Source organism: Limosilactobacillus albertensis, assembly GCF_014145555.1.
Taxonomy (GTDB): Bacteria; Bacillota; Bacilli; order Lactobacillales; family Lactobacillaceae; genus Limosilactobacillus; species Limosilactobacillus albertensis.
The window spans coordinates 1-19,394 of record NZ_JACIVD010000043.1 but is presented as its reverse complement, the minus strand read 5'-3'; the positions used below and the strand labels follow the sequence as shown (position 1 = coordinate 19,394).

At 37.5% G+C, this 19,394-nt stretch carries 17 protein-coding genes and 1 pseudogene; 2 read left to right on the top strand and 16 right to left on the bottom strand.

Annotated features, from left to right (window positions below; genetic code table 11):
• Window positions 1-21: 21 nt before the first annotated feature.
• The 8 genes from H5S41_RS00635 to H5S41_RS00600 form a co-directional block, all read right to left on the bottom strand.
• Window positions 22-1,182 carry an MFS transporter gene (locus H5S41_RS00635; RefSeq protein ID WP_182601588.1) on the bottom strand — a complete coding sequence of 387 codons (1,161 nt, stop codon included), beginning with the start codon at window positions 1,180-1,182 and terminating at the stop codon, window positions 22-24.
• A gap of 98 nt (window positions 1,183-1,280) precedes the next feature.
• A complete protein-coding gene (locus H5S41_RS00630) occupies window positions 1,281-1,784 on the bottom strand; it encodes an O-acetyl-ADP-ribose deacetylase (protein WP_182601585.1) in 504 nt (167 codons plus the stop codon).
• Window positions 1,784-2,431 (bottom strand): helix-turn-helix domain-containing protein, encoded by a 648-nt coding sequence (locus tag H5S41_RS00625; RefSeq protein ID WP_182601583.1) that lies wholly within the window; start codon window positions 2,429-2,431, stop codon window positions 1,784-1,786. The genes H5S41_RS00630 and H5S41_RS00625 overlap by 1 nt, the downstream gene beginning before the upstream one ends.
• A gap of 171 nt (window positions 2,432-2,602) precedes the next feature.
• Window positions 2,603-4,507, bottom strand: a complete 1,905-nt coding sequence (locus H5S41_RS00620) for a M13 family metallopeptidase (RefSeq protein ID WP_182601581.1) — start codon at window positions 4,505-4,507, stop codon at window positions 2,603-2,605.
• Window positions 4,508-4,580: 73 nt separating this feature from the next.
• Complete coding sequence (locus H5S41_RS00615) at window positions 4,581-4,874, bottom strand: hypothetical protein (RefSeq protein ID WP_182601579.1); 294 nt, start codon at window positions 4,872-4,874, stop codon at window positions 4,581-4,583.
• A gap of 6 nt (window positions 4,875-4,880) precedes the next feature.
• Window positions 4,881-6,176 carry a vWA domain-containing protein gene (locus tag H5S41_RS00610; protein WP_182601577.1) on the bottom strand — a complete coding sequence of 432 codons (1,296 nt, stop codon included), beginning with the start codon at window positions 6,174-6,176 and terminating at the stop codon, window positions 4,881-4,883.
• Window positions 6,173-7,318: an ATP-binding protein gene (locus H5S41_RS00605; RefSeq protein WP_182601575.1), complete on the bottom strand. Its 1,146-nt coding sequence runs from the start codon at window positions 7,316-7,318 to the stop codon at window positions 6,173-6,175. The genes H5S41_RS00610 and H5S41_RS00605 overlap by 4 nt, the downstream gene beginning before the upstream one ends.
• Before the next feature lie 3 nt (window positions 7,319-7,321).
• Window positions 7,322-7,954, bottom strand: coding sequence for a DNA-3-methyladenine glycosylase (locus tag H5S41_RS00600; protein WP_182601573.1), 633 nt, complete (start codon window positions 7,952-7,954; stop codon window positions 7,322-7,324).
• A gap of 63 nt (window positions 7,955-8,017) precedes the next feature.
• On the opposite strand from H5S41_RS00600, the gene H5S41_RS00595 reads away from it, so the two are divergent.
• Window positions 8,018-8,395 carry a DUF488 domain-containing protein gene (locus tag H5S41_RS00595; RefSeq protein ID WP_182601571.1) on the top strand — a complete coding sequence of 126 codons (378 nt, stop codon included), beginning with the start codon at window positions 8,018-8,020 and terminating at the stop codon, window positions 8,393-8,395.
• 306 nt (window positions 8,396-8,701) lie between these two features.
• Here H5S41_RS00595 and H5S41_RS00590 read toward each other — a convergent pair whose 3' ends face one another.
• The 8 genes and pseudogenes from H5S41_RS00590 to H5S41_RS00555 form a co-directional block, all read right to left on the bottom strand.
• Window positions 8,702-8,875: a hypothetical protein gene (locus H5S41_RS00590; RefSeq protein WP_182601569.1), complete on the bottom strand. Its 174-nt coding sequence runs from the start codon at window positions 8,873-8,875 to the stop codon at window positions 8,702-8,704.
• 1 nt (window position 8,876) lies between these two features.
• Window positions 8,877-9,560: an NAD(P)H-dependent oxidoreductase gene (locus H5S41_RS00585; RefSeq protein ID WP_182601567.1), complete on the bottom strand. Its 684-nt coding sequence runs from the start codon at window positions 9,558-9,560 to the stop codon at window positions 8,877-8,879.
• A 5-nt stretch (window positions 9,561-9,565) separates the two neighbouring features.
• Entirely contained in the window at window positions 9,566-9,886 is a 321-nt protein-coding gene (locus tag H5S41_RS00580; protein WP_153709251.1) for a DUF7671 family protein, read from the bottom strand.
• 14 nt (window positions 9,887-9,900) lie between these two features.
• Window positions 9,901-10,847: pseudogene (locus tag H5S41_RS00575) on the bottom strand (Lreu_0056 family protein).
• A gap of 119 nt (window positions 10,848-10,966) precedes the next feature.
• On the bottom strand, window positions 10,967-12,043 hold the full coding sequence (locus H5S41_RS00570; RefSeq protein WP_182601566.1) for an Rpn family recombination-promoting nuclease/putative transposase: 1,077 nt from the start codon (window positions 12,041-12,043) through the stop codon (window positions 10,967-10,969).
• 184 nt (window positions 12,044-12,227) lie between these two features.
• Window positions 12,228-12,683 (bottom strand): hypothetical protein, encoded by a 456-nt coding sequence (locus H5S41_RS00565; protein WP_182601564.1) that lies wholly within the window; start codon window positions 12,681-12,683, stop codon window positions 12,228-12,230.
• Window positions 12,684-12,847: 164 nt separating this feature from the next.
• A complete protein-coding gene (locus H5S41_RS00560) occupies window positions 12,848-13,465 on the bottom strand; it encodes a hypothetical protein (protein WP_182601562.1) in 618 nt (205 codons plus the stop codon).
• A gap of 19 nt (window positions 13,466-13,484) precedes the next feature.
• Window positions 13,485-18,581, bottom strand: coding sequence for a Rib/alpha-like domain-containing protein (locus H5S41_RS00555; protein WP_182601560.1), 5,097 nt, complete (start codon window positions 18,579-18,581; stop codon window positions 13,485-13,487).
• A 340-nt stretch (window positions 18,582-18,921) separates the two neighbouring features.
• On the opposite strand from H5S41_RS00555, the gene H5S41_RS00550 reads away from it, so the two are divergent.
• On the top strand, window positions 18,922-19,266 hold the full coding sequence (locus H5S41_RS00550; RefSeq protein ID WP_231833040.1) for a helix-turn-helix domain-containing protein: 345 nt from the start codon (window positions 18,922-18,924) through the stop codon (window positions 19,264-19,266).
• Window positions 19,267-19,394: the final 128 nt, after the last annotated feature.

Genomic DNA, 19,394 nt, shown 5'->3' with positions numbered 1-19,394 from the left:
ACTTTTCAGCAGATTCATTGATTATTTTCGGTAAAAACGACGAAGGACAAACGAAAAACCGATGGCTAAAATACCATAAACCGCCCCGACATATCCTAATGTAGTTAGACTCGCAAAGCTAACCGTGGTTGAAGCCGTAAATGAGCCAAGCGATATTCCGACATTAGCAAAAATTGAGATTAAAGACGTCGCCAAAGCTAGTGACTGGGGGTATTCTTTTTCTGCCACACTAATAAATACCAACTGAATTGTTGTTCCATATATAATTACAACCACACAGAGCGCAGCTAGCGTAAGCATTCCAGTAACCTTATTTTCTAATGCAACTCCCAAAATAAGGCTCAAAATTGTCATTATAGTGAAAACAACCGGTAACTTTTGAACCCCTTTATTACTGGCAACCAAACCGGCAATTTCGTTCCCAATAATGCTCATCACTCCTAAAAGAAGCAACAACCAGTTTAAACTAGTTAAGCTAAAGCCCATAACATTAGTAATTAGCGGACGAACATATGTATAGAAAGTATACTGCAGGCTTAAAACAGCAACTGTAATACCAATTCCTAATAAAACACGACGATCCTTCAATAACGCCAGCTGTTCTAAGATACTTCCCTTCACTTGTGGTGTATCACGAGGCGTTAACCATGCAAGCAGCGCAAACACTATCAATGTTAATCCAGAAATTATCCAAAAACTATCATGCCAGGAAAGCAGGGTTGCGATTGTTGTCCCAAGCGGAACTCCGATAACAGATGCAATACTAAAGCCAGCACCGACCCATGCTAGAACCATTGGCCGCTTATCCATCGGTGTAATGATACTTACTAACAAATTAATTAGTGAGATAATAGTTCCCGCTACAGCAGCCGTGATAATTCTTGCAAACAGAAGCCAGCCAAGCGAGGGTGCAATTGCCGTTAATGTATTGCCAATAAAGAAAACGGTCATTAATAACATCAAAAGTTTATACCGGTTCCAGTTACTGGTTAGGGTCGTAATGATAGGTGTGCTAATTGCATAGACACCTGCAAACGCGGTAACAAGAAAACCAACCGTTGAAAGCGGGACATGATAACTGCGAGCAATATCTGATAAAACACCTACGACCATAAACTCATTGCACCCAAGCATAAATGCAACAAGAATAAAAGTAAATGACCTTAATTTAGTGTGTGTCATAATAAACCTCCTTTTAAAACAAAAAAATTTTCTGAAAAAGTCAATCCAGAAAATTATAAACGTTTAGCAATGAATTTGCCAATAGTTTGAACAGTTTATTAATAAAGTTGTGATTGATATGCAGCAAATGTTTTATCATCAAAGCAGACCATGGTCACTTGGTCAACATAATTAGCAACAGGCAAAAAATTCTTAATCGTTGTAATAGCAATCTTAGCTGCCCTTTGAAGCGGAAAAGCATAAACACCAGTACTAATAGATGGAAAAGCAACTGTCCGACACAAATGCTGATCTGCTAACTGTAAACTATTTCGATAGGAGTTAGCTAATAGTTGATCTTCACCGTTATCTCCACCGTGCCAGACCGGACCTGGCGTATGGATAATGAACTTTGCCGGTAAATTAAAGCCACCGGTTATCCGCGCCTCTCCCGTTGGACATCCATGAAATTTTTCACAAGCATTATATAGAGCCGGCCCAGCTGCACGATGAATTGCACCATCAACACAGCCACCACCCATCAAGGTTGTGTTAGCTGCATTAACGACTGCATCAACTTTTACTTTTGTAATGTCGCCTTTAATAACATTAATGTTATGCATTATTTCTCTGACCTTTCCTTAAACTGTGGGAACAAACTGAATGAACAAGTTAACGATAACGAAACTATCATAGAGCCTACAATACGGCCAGTAATTATGCCACTAGTATAGTCCGCACTCCCTCCTGGAATATGGCTCAATGGATTAATTAAATTAATTGTTAATATTAAACTTAAAATGATAATAAAAGCCAGTGTAAAACTAATCTTTTCGTTAGTCCGCATCCTATTCCAATTAGTTTCGCTTAATAAAAGGTATAAGTTCACAATCGTAAAACCAATTATTGCTCCAATTAATACTCCAAATATACCGCCATATCCTGGTAAAACGTGAATAAACTTTAACACCATAAATATACTTCCAACAGCATTATAAAGATAACTCTTTCTAAAGTCCCTATCGCTCTTTTTGTTAGAGATATGTTCTTCCTTATAATTATCCATCATTTCATGATCCTCTCGTAATAAATTATCCAGGCTAACGTGGTAAAGATCACTTATTTGAACCAGCATGAATATATCAGGGTAACTCCGACTATTCTCCCAACTAGAAATTGTCTTTCGTGAAATTGCAAGCCGTTCTGCTACCTCTTGCTGAGTCCAATTATGCTGGTGACGATATAATTTCATTTTATCGGCAAATTTCAATAAGTTCTCCTACCTTCATCTAAAATTTATTTCCCGGGAAATTGATCTTATTAACACCTTACAAGGTGGGCTTCAAAATGTCACGCTAAGTTCTGTAGCCATAAAAAAAGAGCGTGGCAGAAGGCATCAATAGCGCTTCATCTCCACACTCCTACAGATCAAAATTAAGTTTTACCAGATATGAACCCGTTCTTCTGGCGCACGATACATCTTGTCACCCGGTTTAATGTCAAATGCTGTATAGAAGTCATCTAAGTTTTCTGCTTGGATATTTGCCCGTAATTTTTGTGGCGCGTGGACATCAATCGAAAGCAGCAATTGCATGTATTGTTCAGTAGCTTTCATTCGCCAAATAGTTGCCCAATTAATAAAGAATTCTTGGGCGTTAAAGTCAGCCTCCGTTTTAGCTGCTTCAAGGGCACAACTTAATCCCCCTGCATCTGCAATATTTTCAGACACCGTTAACTTCCCATTTACCTTTTGACCAGCAAATGGAATGCCATCAAATTCATTAATCATTTTTTGAGCTAATTGCTTAAAGTGTGCAGAGTCTTCATCTGTCCACCAATTATTGAGGTTCCCAAATTCATCAAATAATGATCCGTTATTATCAAAAGCATGTGAAATTTCATGAGCAATAACGGCTCCAATACCACCATAATTCTGGCTGCTGCTTTGTTTCAATGAATAGAATGGTGCTTGTAAGATTGCAGCGGGGAAAACAATAATATTCTTAAACGGATGATAGTAAGCATTGACTGTTGCGGCACTCATTTCCCACCGCATCCGGTCTACCGGTTTGTTCCAACGACTAAATAATTCCTTATTAGCCACTACCGTTAGTTGGTTTAAGTTAGCAATTAGGGATTCCTCTTCATCAACCTTAAATTGATCGTAAAGAGCAGGAATCTTATCCGGATACCCTACTTGAATTCCTAATTTATCAAGTTTAAGAATTGCCTTATCACGGGTATCTTTACTAAGCCATTTATTATTAGTTAACCGTCCCTTATAAACCTTGATCATCTGTTCAACCATGTGGTGTACATCTGCCTTTGCTTGGGGGCCAAAGTATTTTTTACCGTAGTAATCCCCAGCAACCTGGCTAAACATATCACGTGCAAGATAGTAAGCAAACTTACGCTGACTAACCGGTTTCTTGCTCCCTGATAACGCTCGACTATAGCGGCCGTTGATTTCACGCATCTCATCATCAAGGTAACTGGCATTTTCTCGAATAACACGAACCAATGCCCAACTCTTAAATAATTCAAAGTTACCCTGTAAGATTTTATCAAGCGCCTTAAAGTAATCTGGTTCCATCACAATTATTTTTTCAGGTTCTTCATTAACTAATTGCTTAATTACGGACGCAATATCAAGTTGATCTGTCGCTGCTGCTAATTCTGCAACGCTTTGTGGATTATACATTTTGCTATAATCAGCTGCTTCTTCTGCGCTCTTGACGTTAGGAGCAAGGAGAGCATCAAACTTAATCGCGTCATTAATGATCTTAGACGCTTCTTCTTTACTATAACCAAGCTTATCCATTAATGCTTCGACCATCGAAGACCAGAGTTGGAGCAATTGGTCATGCTGCTCTTTCTTTTCTTCCTCATAATAGCTTTTATCAGGCAAAATAAGGGAAGGTGAAGAGGCAAATAAGGCATAAACAGTAGCATTTTTCATGTCAGCATCAATGTCAAAACTGATTGGCGAAGGCATTCCCGCTAATATCCAATTTTTCCATTGAGACTGGTAGTCAGCATATGATTTAAGGCTGTCAACACTAGCTAACATTCGTTTTAGTGGCTGTGGTCCGACTTTTTTTCGCCAATCAAACTTTTTAGCAAGACGATATAGTTTGATCATCTCGTTAAATCGTGAATCATCAGACTGTTCCTTTCCCTCAGCATAAGCATCAAAGTCATCCATAAGCTGCTTGTCTATTTCATCAACCAGGTCATTGAATCCCCCAGTTGCCGGCTTATCATCAGGAATTTTAGCCGTTTTTAACCATTCACCATTTACTGCTTCATACAGGTCATTTTTTATTAATTCGTTATCCACTGCCATGTGCAGGACCTCCTTAAAAGGTTACATTACTTACTATTATACTATGCTCTCTAACAATTCTTATAAATTTGCTTCAATCTATAAAAGGATTTAACAAAGTCTTGCGGGCACTCTCTGAAAACCACGAATCGTGTTGCATTAATAATTGATTCACTGCCTGGTAATTTCCCAAGTTAACTTTGCCTTTAACCAGTCCCGCAATCTGTAATTGACGTGCAAACTGGACATCAGCTGACTGCAAAACATTACGAAAGATTGGCTGTTCATCGGGATCCCACCGTTTATTAAGCAATCCGATTGCCCGTTGGTATTCTTTACTATGAGTAAGTACTTTTTGCATTGCCTGTGGATTTAATATTGTTGCCATTAATGATTACCTCATTTCTAAGACCTTACCAATCGGATCTTTTACTGATAATTGATCTGCCTTTGTCATCATTAGCCAATAAATGTTTCGATAATGATAAGTATTAATCCTTTCTTCTCCCCAGCCATCGGTAATAATTATGATTATTCGTCCACGCTTTGTTAGGTGATGTTGATGGAGATAATCAAAAACACACTGAAAACTAGTCCCTCCGCCACCGCTACGAGTATGGATAAATTTCTTTCCCACACGAAGCTGCTCCTTTGAGGTAACCTTAGCATCAAAGGAGTAAACAGTCGCTGTCAATTTGGTATGACTGATCATCTTTTCAATCGTTGCCAGTGCTTGATCCAACTCTTCATCACTCACTGAACCAGAATTATCAACAAAGATATCTATAGCGGGTGTCAATCTCGTAACTCTACCTGCTAAATCCATCCGCAATGGCTGACGACGATTAAATCGGGCATGTGACTCTATCTGTCCCCGTGCGAGCAAGCCAAATTGATGTTTAAGAACTTGCTGCCAGTCAACTAGCTTCATTTGTTTTACATTTTTCAGCTGACTTTTTATATTTCCAGGTAATAAGCCCCGGTCACGGTGAGGAGTTTGTTCCCATGCTTTTACCAAAAGCTGCTTGATACTTGCTAATTGAATTAGTTGATTATTTAGTTGGTGCCCGTCCTTTTCAGTGATCTGCCAACCATGATGTGAATCCGATTTCTGAAGATTATCATCTGCCGCATTTCCCTTGCTTCCGCTTTTATTCAAATCGATTCCCGCATGTCGTAATTTTTCCTGTTGCTCAATTGGTAGTTTTTCCAATAAATCAAGGTAATCCTGGGAGTCCAATCGTGGTGCAATTTTTTGCCGAAGGAGCTGCTGTAATTGGCTAAGGGTAGCTGTATTACGAGGCGGCTCTGAAATGTATTGATTAACTGCTACATCTGTTGCGATTTGGACAAGGTGATGGTGCGGATTAGCAGCATACCTTAAAGGGTGTAGCCAAATGATATGCAATGCTTCATGTTCAAGGAGGTTCTCAATTTCACCTGAACTAAGATTATCTAACTTATCAGGATTAATGACTAATAGTAATTTATTATTTTCCCACTCTAACCCCATTACTGCAGTAAATTGCAAATCAAACTTTCTTGGCAGCTGCAAAAGGACTTCACCTAATAATCGCTGTTTCTGTAAAAGACTAATGACTCCCCTAGTTACACGCTGATCTGTGTTTTGCTGTTTGCCACTAGCGGAACGTGAATGATTAAACCGCGAAAAGAGTTTATTAAAGCTCATCGATTATCACCACGGGTAGCTACCTCCGCAAAATATTGGTAAAGCTGACTAACGGCTCCTTGGGGATATTTAATTGCTTGCTCATACATTGGCTGAAGAAGCTCGGTTAAGTTGTCACCAGCAGTTTGGACAATCGCATATTGCCCATCATTACTGACAAGCTGTAAATATTTTAAAAACAGCATAGCAGCCTTTTCTGTTGCTAACTCTGGACTGATCCACGAGCGCAGTACCTTAATTTTCGTTGCTTCATCCGCCTGATTAAACTGTTGTTCACCATTTTTCGCATTTTTTAATGTTTTTACCGTCAGCTCATGACCCTGAGCAAGAATAAACTGCGCAAAGGCCACCCCAATTTCCGTACCGAGGTCACCGCTAAAAATGTCCACAGCAAGCTGCCGTTGTGTTTCATCATCTAATATCTGAAGCTGGTCTAAGTTTCGTGAAACTCTTTCCCATGCACGCGGGGTTGGTGCTAAATCTTCCTCATTAGGATCAATAACCAATAATTGATTTGGGTACTGAGTAAGGTAAGCAATCACTAATTTATTAATTCCAGCAGTCTTAGCCCATTCTAACCATTCAGTTGTTGAACTGGTCATTACAAGACGAACTGTTCGATCTTTTATCGCTGCATCTCCAATTGCAACCCCATATTCTCGATCAGCAAAGCCACTCATTGTTGAATCAGGGTTTTCTGCAATTATAATCCGCACCGTTGAGGGTAATCGTAAGGAGTTAATCTTTCGTTGGAGGACAAGGTTCATTAATTCACTTTGAACAGCCTGTGTTCCCCGATTGAATTCGTCTAAGAACCACAGAATCAACCGATTAGGATGCGTTTCTGCATATTTGATAATGTCAATTAATGTTTCGGAATAGCCAAATTGAACATTAGCTAATCGCCCATAATTCTTCGTTTCAACAAAAGACTCGCTTGTTAATGGCGGGACCGGAATTGCTAAGTCTCCTTTTTCACTTAAGCTTACAACAGTCGTAAATAGTTTAGCATCTAAATTCACGGCTACTTCCTGCACAAGCGCAGATTTCCCAATCCCAGCATCACCGACAATGTTAGGAACATTCCCAGCATCTAATACAATTGGAACTGCTGTTAATAATTGTTGATAAGTTAGTGCCATTATTTACTCCTTCCAGCCATGGTTTGCTGTATCCATGTCCCGCTTTTTCATGTTAGATACATAGGGATTACCCTTCACATAGAAGCGACGTGGACTAAGCCCGTTAGCTCCTTTGACATTAACTCCTACACGGGCTGTGGTAGTAATTTCCCGGGGAATTTTAAAGTCTTGTAAATCAACTGTTAGCGGACTTGTTTCCATCGGCTGACCATCCAAATCACGCGAATGAATGCCAAGTGCCTGTACTAATTTTCCTGGACCATTTGTAATATTTACACCAGTCATATGACGATTTGCTGCCATTTTCTCTACATTTATAACTGGTTCAATTCCTCGTAGCAAAATCCCTTGTGGCTCTTCGGCATCTTGAACGACAATATCAAAACAATAATGACCCCGAATTTGGTATAGGTAGATGTTACCAGGCACCCCATATAATGATTCAGAATAACCGGTTCGTCGCCCATTAAAAGCATGTGATGCTGAATCTTTCTCTCCTAAGTATGCTTCAGTTTCAACAATATAGCCACCAACTATTTCATCTCCGTCCTGATACTTTACCATTTTTCCCAATAGGTCTTTTGCAATTTCAGTTGTTGGGCGACCGGTAAAAAATTGTTGATATTTTGTCAGCATATTTATTTTCCTCCTAAAAAGAACTATCCTAAACTTAACACTAATCAAAGGAGATCGACACTCATGGAACTTAAAGTTGAACGAATCTATACAAAACCCGCTGATTTAGACGGCTACCGAATTCTTGTAGATCGTATTTGGCCACGAGGCATTTCAAAAGTAAATGCACACCTTGATAAATGGCTAAAAGAGGTCGGCCCCAGCACCGAACTACGTAAATGGTTCAATCATGACGTCGCCCGTTATCCTGAATTCCGTGAACGTTATCTAGCTGAATTAGCCGAAAAGCCTGCCTACTACAACTCCTTAAAAGCAATTGTTCAAAATCAGCTATCAACGCAAAATGTTATCCTGCTTTATGGTGCACGTGACGAAGAACATAACCAAGCAGTTATTTTAGCCGAAAAGCTCAAAAAGGACTTACAACTTTCAGCAAAATAAGATAAATTAAGAATTTTTTACTTTTTAATGATAATTTGTTCTATAATAAAAGATGAGAATTTGATTCATAATTCTCTGATACCCGTAAAGTATTACTAAATATTATTCTATAAATTCCCTTTGAAGACATTATCAATCAAATGATATTTATAAATTTTATCAGTAATATTTTTCATTTTAATAGTGCAGTTAAAATGAATGGGTATTAATAACCCCCTAGTTTCATTTTTTGAAACAATTATCTGATAAGGTGGAAGTCTATTATTGAAGTGGTAGGTAGACTTCTGCTTTATATTTTTAAACCAGTTATTTATCAGCCCAGCTACGACCATCAAGTTCTCCGGTTGCGTTAATTAGACGTTGTGCCTGTCTAAGCATTAATTGATCTAATCCGCGGTAGAAAGCTTGATCTTCATAAGATGGGCTATTTTTTATTAAACTTTTCAACTCATTATGAGCCCATTGTTGATTTTCGTTCATATCAATCATCCTCTTTTGCGCGTAACCATCCAATCGAAGCATGTAAATCATCTAGTTCTTCTTGTTGCTCAGTCAATAACATCGATAATTGTTCTAGCTTAGCCTGCTGAAGCGGATCATGTTCTTTGTTAATTTTGTCATTAAGCCGCTCAACAAACCATTGTGTCCGGTTGCTAAAATGCAAGAAATTATTAACAGTTAAATATTGCTGGTAACGAATAAATAACAGTTGCCGCTCAACCTCGTCCTGTTGGGCAAATTGATAAATTGGAAACGGCGGTAAAAACTTCATCCCTAAAGAATATGCTAATGCCTCGTAAGGACGCAAGATCTCCGCAATTGTATATTGCTGGCTTGCACCCGGCTGAAATGCAGAAGCAGAATGCGCCAAAGTTGTCACAATTCCTAACTGACGTCCCTTAAGGATCTGATTGCTCGTTATTCGCGAATCCAGCACTTCATCTAGCCACTGTTTTAAGATTGCTGGTGCACTATACCAATACATCGGAAACTGGAAAACAATCCGTGTCGCTGTTTTTAACAGTTCTTGTTCTTGAGACAGGTCAAACGGTGCTTTCAATTCGTGCCAGATAACGTTATTTTCATTAGTAGCAGCTGCTTTTAAAAATGCTTCAGTTGTCGAATTTGTAAGGTGCGGGTGTGCTACTATCACTAATGTTTTCATTAGCCTTACTCCTTTAGCTCCGCAAGTCCCTGCTTCAGTACGTCATCCGTAACATCTACAGTTAGAAATCTTTGAAGGGGCGTTTCACTATGCCGGTCCTTAAAAGCCATTGGTTCCGCTTTTAAGATCACAACAGTTAGGTTATTTTCTGTTAGCATTAGCTGACCGGGATGCCTAAATTTACCCTTAGTATGCTTTCCGGTCCGCCAAGTATGTAATTTTGTTTCACCATTTTGGTCAGCTTTTAACTGATACTTTCCCCCAGCATCTGTCTCAACTGGAATTCCTGTAAACTTTTGAACATCATACTTATCTTTTTTACTCATAATATATCCTTCTTCTAGTTTTGGTCGATTGCCTTTAATTGATCTGCAAGCGCATTAACTTCATTTTGTTGATTCTCATTTGTTAGGGCCGAGACTGTCGTATGAGTAGTAGTCATCGGAGTTTCTGCTATACTTTGATTTTTATCCGGCTCAATTGTTTTGATTGTGACACTATTGCCATCACGTTTAAACCAAATATAGCTAGTTAGATCGCCATTAGTTGTTACATATTGATAATCCGAGACTTCACCATAACCATAATGCGTGCCATAGTACATCGCACCACTCTGAACATGATCTTTAAACCAATCAGGGTATTTTGAGAGAGCAACCATTGTTCCTAGTTGTTGGGTCGTTAAACCATCTTTATCGGTGATTGTAACTTTGCCCCGCATGTCCATAATCTGAGTATTTTGAGCTACATTTAAGATACGATTTACTTCCCCATGAGTTTTGGCATATGTCACCATTTCATTCAAGGTTACCCCTGTTTTATGAATGCCGCCCCGACTATCTGCATAATAAATTTTCTTGCCAACAATTGTATAATAAATTGAATTTAAACGGTGTCCATTCTCATTAGTACCAGAAGTTAATTTAACGGTATAAAGCTCTTTTGCTCCTTCAGGGTATGATTTATCAGTGGGACCTTCTCCTTGAGGGACCGCTTTTCTATCATATATTTTTACTACTGCGCCCTGGTTACGTTTTTCCATATTAGCAGAATAATCATAATTATCAGCCCCTGGCATGTGCGCATCCCCATAATATAAAACAAGGGCCGCTGTCTGTTCAGGAGTTAACTGCGCGGCGTTCAATGAAACATCATCTTTTGCTTGTTGACTACTGGACAAAGAACTAGTCGTATCACTACTTGTTTTAGTAACAGAATGTGTTCTTCCGCAAGCACCCATTACCAAAATAATGAACGAAGGGACATAATTAGTGCTATTTTTTTCATAAAGAAACTCCCCTATAAATCGTATATTCTAAACACTTATTATACCTTACTCTTCATTCCTTGCTCTTTCTGAAACTATTGAACACAAAAAGCCTCCAAAACTGGAGACTCCCCTTATTCTATTTAGAAAAATAATCTTTAATTTCAGCATCTGAAAGGCTAAAATTATCTTTTATTTTTTCTTTAATGGCCGTTTCATTAACACCATATTCACGTAACCCTTCGATAAACTTTTCAATCAAATTTTGCTGATTTTCTTGTAATCTTTGTTTTTCTTTACTTAACTTATGTTCTTCTTCCTGAACTTTACGGTTTTTCTCCTTTAAATTCTCCTGCTCATCTTGAATTTTTCGTTCTTTTTCTTTAATTTTACGTTCCCCTTCTTGGATTTTACGCTCTTCTTCTTGAATCCTGCGTTCCCCTTCTTTAATTTTACGTTCTCCTTCTTGAAGTCTGCGTTCCCCCTCTTGGATTTTACGTTCTCCCTCTTGAAGTCTGCGCTCTCCTTCTTGAATCCTACGTTCACGAGCCTCTTGATCCATTTCATATAATGAGCGTCGCATATATTCCGACCTCCATTTCCGATTCCGCTTTACAACTGTCATTCGCTCCTTTAATTTTACGACAAGCGGATCGGTCTCTTCAACTTTCCGTTGGGCAATCATATCTAAAAAGGCTTGCATCTTTGGATCAACATCATGTTTCAATGAAGGAACGTTAAATAAAATATCGGTTTGCCCATCTTCAACTATATATTTCGGTAATCCATCAATATGTTTATGCAGTACATAACGTTGTTGGTCGAGTTGAAAAGGATCAAAGTTACAAAAGAAAATTACATAAGAATCATCAGCCTGCTCATAAGGCTGCCCTTTGTCATAAGCCTCCATCGAACTAGCAGTCTGATAATAGCGAATCCGTTTAGCAATATTATGATGGTCCGCAACTTGCATCTCAATGTCGTAATGATTACCTGCTTCGTCCGTGGTATAAATATCAAAACGAACGGTCTTAGCATCGGGAGCCAAGGCGAATTCTTGCTGGTTATTCGGCAACTCAATCTTTTTAATGTGCAAATCAGGTAAAATTCGGCGTAAAACCTCTAAACAAATATCATAATCTAACATAACCTTGTTAAAAATATAGTCATCAGCTAAGCCCGCCATTTCCCACTTTTTGCGAAGAAAGTCATTCATCTTTACAATTCACTCTCCTTTAAGTAGTTCTATAAAGATATATACGTAAAAAAATGGAAAATGCACTTGTCTAAATAAAAAACCTATTTTACTGAAATCTTCTCCATTCCAGTAAAACAGGTAATCAATTGCGACTATCTAGCTTTAACAATAAGACAGTGAACTTTATTTATAATAAGCATCCCTAATCCCGAATATCATTATAAAAGCAAAAATTAGTAATCGCATTATCATCATTCGTAATCAGCACTTTTTCAGTATTAAAACGCTTGTCAACGCTGACAGCCATCTTTAAATTATAGGTATCATTTCGACTATCCCACGGAACACGAATACTCATCTCCTGATCATCCCCATACTCAATAACAATAATCGTAATATCCTTAAAATGCGCCAATCGATCCCCTAAATTCGATCGTCCACTCATAATAAATGCATCCGTTTGAATCGAATTTAGTAATTGATAGTTAAATTCTAATACCGCCGTATCACACCACAATTCATCAGTCATGAACCCTTTACTGTTGACGCTAAGATTGCGTTCTATGTCAAATAAGCTTAACTCTTTAATTGCCTTTTGGGGAACATAAATTTCCTCACAATTTTCCATTATTAATGTAATTCCGGTAACTTCACTCATTAAAATCTTCCTCCAATAATTTATTCACTATGAAGGAACAAAAAAGGACTAAGCCGTTGGAGTATACACTCCACCCCTTCATAGCATGAAAGGTTTTAACTTAGTCCTTTTATTTAATTACCCTTATTATACAAAGCAAGATAACTCTAGTAAAGAGAAAATGATTACTTATTTCTTCCAACAGCATTAATAACAGCTTCAGTTAATTTCGTTGCATTTTCATCATGCGCTGCTTGGCCTTCCGCAATCACTTTATCTAAGTGAGCCTCTGGTTTATCTAAAAACTTATCATCAGAATAAATATATACCAAATCACCCTGGGCATTATAAATATCTATTGTCCAGCCTTTACCATAGTCCTTTATAAAACCCTTGTTATAAGAGATTGCATCACAAATTGGCTCCACTTGATCACCAGTGATTAAGAGGTTGCCTTGCCCATCTTCATCTTTAGCTGGATTACCAAACATCCGATTAAGAACTGACACATTATCATCAATATAAGCGTTAATATTAGACTTTAATTGATCACTCATATGTTCATTCATCTGCAAGCCAATCGTCTTTTGCCGCGTATCAACATTTTCAATTTGATAATTACTAAACGTTCCTTTTAGCTCCATTGAGGAAGAATGCTTAAAAATATGCTCTATTTGTTGTTCAGCTTGTTCATTTTGAACCCTTACATGCATTTTCCAAGCAAAAACAAGCATTACTACACACGCGCATATACCCAGCATGATGATCAATATTCTTTTGTTATTTTTGACGAAGTTTTTCATTAGAACCAATACCCCAAAATTAATACCGTTTCTTTCGTAAAAGACCTAGTCCAAACATTGCACCTAACACTCCCAGTACACTTGCCATCCAAGCACTAGCGTTACCAGTTTGTGGAAGTTGTTGTTGCTTAGTATTGCTCTTGGCAACACTATTTTTAACAATAATACCGTTACTTACTGACACATTACCCCGATCCATTGCTACATTGGCAACGCGCATACCTGGCGTTTCCGCTAGATGTGTACCCGTATTAGTAGTTTCTATCTTGTTCTGTGCTACTGCTTTTCTACCATCGTTGCTTGCTGACTTCTTCCCCGGTAAAACAACAGTATGGTCCCCAGTATTAATGATTGGATTCTCTTTATCCTGTTGTGATATCATCATAGCTAATTCTTGATCAAGTTTAGCCTTAAGGTCATTATAAGCTCGTGTATCAGCTACCTTAAGAGCTGCTAGTTTGTCAGCATTAGCCTTAACAAATTTCTGATGTGCACTTAATAAAGTATTAACCTTCGCCTCAGTTGCTTTTTCATCAACACCTAGTGACTTAAGTTTTGCCTCATATAAATTCTGTGCTTCCATCTTCACCTCAGCAAGTCTATTTTGTCGATCATTTTCAATTTGAGCTAGTTTAGCCTGATCTTCCTTTACTAAGGCTTGATACTTTTGCGATAATTCTTGTTTCAATGCATCAACACGATTATGACTGCCCTTTGCTTCTGCAATTTTATCATCACGAGTCTTCGCCGCGCCTTTCACAGCCGTTTCAAAATCAGCTTCAGCTTGTTTGAGTGCATTATCCTTAATCTCATTCAACTTCTTAACGCTATTTTCATGTGTACTATTCAAATCTTTTAACTTATCTGTTGCCTGATTTAAGTTTGCTTTGGCCCTTGTCAAATTATCAACTAATTGTTGGTAATGATCAGGACTTACAGCATTGGCAGTCTTTGGTACATTAGTAATTGCAGCGGTAAGAACTCCTATATTATTAATATTCAACTTATTATTAGCTTGAATATCATTAAGTTCTAGCGCTTGATCCTTATTAATGCTTTTAACAAGATCACTCGCGTTAATCGTATTAGCCGAGGATAATGTCTTAGTGGCTTCAGTTCCTGCTGGTCTGTATAAAATAGTGTCAGCAATGTCATGGTTAGCGGCGACCGCTTGGAGATTGTCTGCTTGATACCCTGCAATCTTAGGTGCCTGATAACTACTAAAAATTCCTGAAGAATATAGTGTTCCTTGCTTAGTCGATTCGTTATTGGCCAATTGAGTTATCACTTTCTGTGTACCATCAGGATTAACAATTGTAATGTAGCGTTTTAAGGTTACTTTTTCATTATCTAGTGGCTTTTGTTGCGCTAACAATTTTGTCCACTGGTTATTCGCTGATGTTGATAAACCAAAGAATATCTTTTCATTAGCACTCTGTTCACCATCAATATTAAAAATAAATTCAGGTAATTGTGAAGTAAACTTTACAGCAACGGCACCATCATCACTTGAATAATCAGTGCCAGTATGATTATCGGTAACATAACTCGTATTTCCTGCAATTGCAATTAGAGTAGCATTTTTAGCTGTTACGTTTGTCTGTAATGAATTATGCATTGCATCATAACGATTAGTTAGTGCTGATTGGTCAGATAATGCAAAATCATTTCCAGTAATAACTTGATTCGATGGAATAACTGCTAAACTTCCCAAATAATTTAGCTGTTGTGAAGACGTAATTGTGGATTTTTGTTGCTTAATTTGGTTCCAGTATTCATTGATACTCAGCGTTTGATATGCTGCACTATTATTTGATTTATTCTCTGCGTTGCTCTTTGGTGTAATATTCATATTAGTTGAAGCAGTTGTATCTTGGGACGACGCAAAGAAATCAATATCAACATTACCCGAAACAGTCTTGGTTGAGCCATCAGGGAACGTAGCCTTAATAGTAACGTTTTGTGTGCCTGGCTGACTGAAATCTGGAGCTTTAATCCATTCATATTGTGTTCCGGCTGGCAAGCCAGTTGGATCGATGAAATAGCTTGCCGGCTCATTAGAATTTAAACCAGCGTGTTTCATCGGATCGATTGTTAATGTGTAATTGTGTGAATTTGATTGGTTAATCGTAACATCTACAAGTATGTCTTTGCTTGATCCATCGGCAAAGACAACCTTAGCTTTATAGGCTTTTAGTCCGACTTGGGTTGTGTCTGGGGTAGTAACCCATTCAACATGATAGTCATTTGAATCACTAGGCATAAATGAACTGCCCAAATCAAGTGCAGCATTTGGATCCGGCGTTGCTCCATAAGCATAGGTAACAGCTTTGGCAACAGGGAAATATTGTCCAGCCATTTGTTTCAAGTTTAGCGTAACAGTACTGTAACCAATAGTGCCATCAGGATAAGCAATTTTTAGTACAGCTAGTTGATTTTGTGAATTAGAGTCAGCATCAGGTGTTTCTAATTTATCAAAACTAATATTCGTACCTGCAGGCAATGTATCAGCATTTTGAATAAAATCAGTTGGTTTTGGCAAATGGCCATAATTATAAGATACTTGTTGATTTAATTTTAATGTTGGCTGATAAAACTTATTCATTGGCAATACAGTAATTGGCACCGCAACCGTTTCGGAATCGCCATTAAAGAAGTTAAAAATCAAGTCTTTTGATGTTTGGCCTAAAACAGGAATGTTGTTATCAGCCCAATTAACAGTTGTTCCTTGTGGATAGTCATTAAGATTGGTAATAATGTCATGAGGATTCGGTAATGCAGCATTAACTGGAAAGACTAACCGTCCTGCAATTTGAGGGGCAGTAGATAACGTTGTAAATTTTGAAACAAGATGCGAAACGTATAATACTCCATTAGTTGTATCAATTTGATGATAGACACCATCAGCGTCTTTAGTAAAGTAATAAGGAACCATATTGACAGATTTAGCATTAATTAAGCTAAATCCATTTGGCGTATCATATACTCGAATAGCACATTTACTATTATTAGCTGGTACTAAATTGCCAAAATGATACTCAACAGCATTAACAGGAATCGTGTCGCCGTTTACGGTCTTGAATGTACCATTTAAGTTATCGTAACGCATTACTAATAGATTTTGATCACTTAAATTATCATTACCATCAAAAGTAAATTGGTAAGCTTTTGTTGCGTTAGCTTCTTGCTTTTCTGCATCAGTTAATGGTTCTTGATAATCAGATAATGTTAAATGATCACCATGTGTTAATGCAGCTGTTTTACTGTCAGTTTGACGTGCAACAAATTGTGGAGCTTGTTGTTGTCTAATTTCATCAACTGTTGCGTTATGAATTTCGTTACCATAAATTTGATCGTAGTATTGTGGTAAATTTAGTTTGAATTGGTTGGCTTTATTGATTGTTTTTACATCATTAGTACCAGTAAGAAATCCTAGGCCGAGCCAATTAGTTGTTACAGCATAAGCTGGAGAATTTTCTTTTGAAGAAACAGGAGGTGTTACATTATTAACACGTTCAAAAGAAATAGCAACTGCATTATAAATGTTGTCTGCCGCACAAACTGCATGGCCTCCTTGATTTAAAGCTTCAGCCCAGTACATGTTTTGTGTCATATTATATAAATTAACAAGATAATTTAAAAAAGTGGAATTAGGTGAAACCATTGTTTCTAGACATTCACCGTGGCCAAAATTAGCTCCAAAAGTAAAAAACGGTTCATTTGGAAAAATTTGTTTTAGTTTTTTTTGAATTGGATCAGTCGCAAAATCATATTTTTCAAATAAGGCCTGAAAATTTGTATTATCTGCAACAGCAGTATGAGTATTATTTCCCATTTTTTCATTACTGCGTAATCTAGCAATATCATTGCCTAATTGCTGTGTGATTTCAGTATTTATAATAGGTAAAGGAATATTTCCGGCACCTTTTTGATAATTTGCCGATGTTAATTTTGCATATAATTCTGGATAATTATGATACAATTCTTGGCGAAAATCATTTGACCATGAAGTTAAAAAAGCTGTTGCAATTGCTATTTGATTGTCAGTTAATCCTTCAGATCCAACATGATCAGAGTTATCATTGCTAGGGTCATAAGCCAATAATCCAGGCTTAAATGTTAAAGGCATTTCATCGATTGCATGAGGGATTGCACTTTCAGGAATGTTAGGTAACATTTGGATAGATTTAGGCAATCGTGAATCATGTTCAATATCAAATCCGCCTAATTGCAAATACGCTAAATTTTCATGAGCAGGATTTTCGGGGTCCCTTGTTTTCCCGTATTCAAGATAAAGTCCCAATCCCTTATTATAATCAGCATCAGAAGAAGGTATATAACCTTGAGCAACACGATGCTGGACTTCTGGATAACGGTCACTACTCAATTCTGCAACATGGTGTTCGTTAACAATCTTTTGGGCTTCATTTACCGCTTTTTGCGCAGCCGTTACACCATCTTGTAATTGCTTTTTGTTAGAATCATATGTCCTGTTCTCATCGCTCAAATCATGTTGATAACTATCGTTTGCATTCTTAATTGTAGAATTATGAAGATTTTTAGCATTATTAACATCTTTTTGATAATTAGCATTAGCTTCCTTAATTGCCGCAGTAGCGTGAGCAGCTGCATCAGAGGCTTGCTTTTCAGCTTGAGCAATTGCAGTACTGTTTGCAGATTGCAATCGTGCTTCACTTGCTGTGTTTGCCGATTGTTGTTTCTGAGTAGCCGCAGCTGCTTCTTGGTTAATAATTGTAGTTTGATTATTGATTTGGGCATCCTTAGCACTGGAAGCCGCTGCAATCTGACCAGCAGCTTGTTGTTTATGTTGCGCAAATTGATTTCTTACTGCAGCAATCTGTTGGTCAGTATTAACAGCATTTGCTGAATTAGCAGCTGCGTATGAATCAGCAGCCTTCTGTTCTTTGCTAGCATTAGTAGAAGCCAAATCAGATAGTTGTTGCTCGTTTTGCTTTACCTTCTGTTGATAAGCATTTTGTCCAGCCTGTGTTGGCTTTGTAACACTATCAGCATGTGCCGTTACAGTTGTTCCTGTGGCTCCTAAAGATGCGATTACCGCCGCTCCAGTAATTATTTCTTTTTTTGTTTTATTCATGTTATCCCCCTGTAAAATATATTTATATAGTTTTACCCTAATAAATTAACAAACTATACAATTTACCATTTAAAATAACACTATATTAATAGTTTTCAATCTTCTAAATCTGTAATCTATCAAGCTATAATCAGTCAAGAATGCGTCTCTGCCTTAAAAATATAAGTGATAAATATTATATAAAAAGTTTTAAAGCTTTAAATCCGTTAGTTTTATTATTCTAGCGATAACTATTACTATATAAACATATACATATATAAATATTTTTATTATGTTAAAACTATGTATTAATTCCGTTAAATTAAGCTGTCTTTTCAGTTATCTTTAACTAAAAAAGAAGGTGACTGATATCACAGACATCGGAGATAACATTCGGGCAATCCGTAAGCGTTATGGGGTAACGCAGGAACGTTTAGCAGAGTTGAGCGGGCTATCGGTTAATTTTATATCCCGGCTTGAACGTACTAGCGATCAAAACGTCAGCTTAAAATCATTAAACAAAATTGCCACGGCATTACAAGTTTCTCTTACCCAATTAATAAATTACCAGCACAATGAACCTTCTAAAAGGACAAGCAACACACCAGAAATTGATCAGCTTTGTTTTGAACTCAAATTAAAAGATCAGCAAACTGCTACTGACCTAGCTAATTCTTTTTTGCAAATTCTCAAATACATAAAATAATCACATTTTCAAAAGGGACTGTGACATAAGTCCCTAATAATAAGCGGAGTTAGATGAAATCTTCGGATTTCATTTAACTCCGTTTTCCTTTAAAATATGTATTAGTAAAAGAAAAAGACACCGACCAG

Bases quoted from the DNA above. Each gene is read 5' to 3' on its own strand.
- H5S41_RS00635 (WP_182601588.1), bottom strand. From the start codon at position 1,182: ATGACACACACTAAATTAAGGTCATTTACTTTTATTCTTGTTGCATTT.
- H5S41_RS00630 (WP_182601585.1), bottom strand. From the start codon at position 1,784: ATGCATAACATTAATGTTATTAAAGGCGACATTACAAAAGTAAAAGTT.
- H5S41_RS00620 (WP_182601581.1), bottom strand. From the start codon at position 4,507: ATGGCAGTGGATAACGAATTAATAAAAAATGACCTGTATGAAGCAGTA.
- H5S41_RS00615 (WP_182601579.1), bottom strand. From the start codon at position 4,874: ATGGCAACAATATTAAATCCACAGGCAATGCAAAAAGTACTTACTCAT.
- H5S41_RS00610 (WP_182601577.1), bottom strand. From the start codon at position 6,176: ATGAGCTTTAATAAACTCTTTTCGCGGTTTAATCATTCACGTTCCGCT.
- H5S41_RS00605 (WP_182601575.1), bottom strand. From the start codon at position 7,318: ATGGCACTAACTTATCAACAATTATTAACAGCAGTTCCAATTGTATTA.
- H5S41_RS00600 (WP_182601573.1), bottom strand. From the start codon at position 7,954: ATGCTGACAAAATATCAACAATTTTTTACCGGTCGCCCAACAACTGAA.
- H5S41_RS00595 (WP_182601571.1), top strand. From the start codon at position 8,018: ATGGAACTTAAAGTTGAACGAATCTATACAAAACCCGCTGATTTAGAC.
- H5S41_RS00590 (WP_182601569.1), bottom strand. From the start codon at position 8,875: ATGAACGAAAATCAACAATGGGCTCATAATGAGTTGAAAAGTTTAATA.
- H5S41_RS00585 (WP_182601567.1), bottom strand. From the start codon at position 9,560: ATGAAAACATTAGTGATAGTAGCACACCCGCACCTTACAAATTCGACA.
- H5S41_RS00580 (WP_153709251.1), bottom strand. From the start codon at position 9,886: ATGAGTAAAAAAGATAAGTATGATGTTCAAAAGTTTACAGGAATTCCA.
- H5S41_RS00570 (WP_182601566.1), bottom strand. From the start codon at position 12,043: ATGAATGACTTTCTTCGCAAAAAGTGGGAAATGGCGGGCTTAGCTGAT.
- H5S41_RS00565 (WP_182601564.1), bottom strand. From the start codon at position 12,683: ATGAGTGAAGTTACCGGAATTACATTAATAATGGAAAATTGTGAGGAA.
- H5S41_RS00560 (WP_182601562.1), bottom strand. From the start codon at position 13,465: ATGAAAAACTTCGTCAAAAATAACAAAAGAATATTGATCATCATGCTG.
- H5S41_RS00555 (WP_182601560.1), bottom strand. From the start codon at position 18,581: ATGAATAAAACAAAAAAAGAAATAATTACTGGAGCGGCGGTAATCGCA.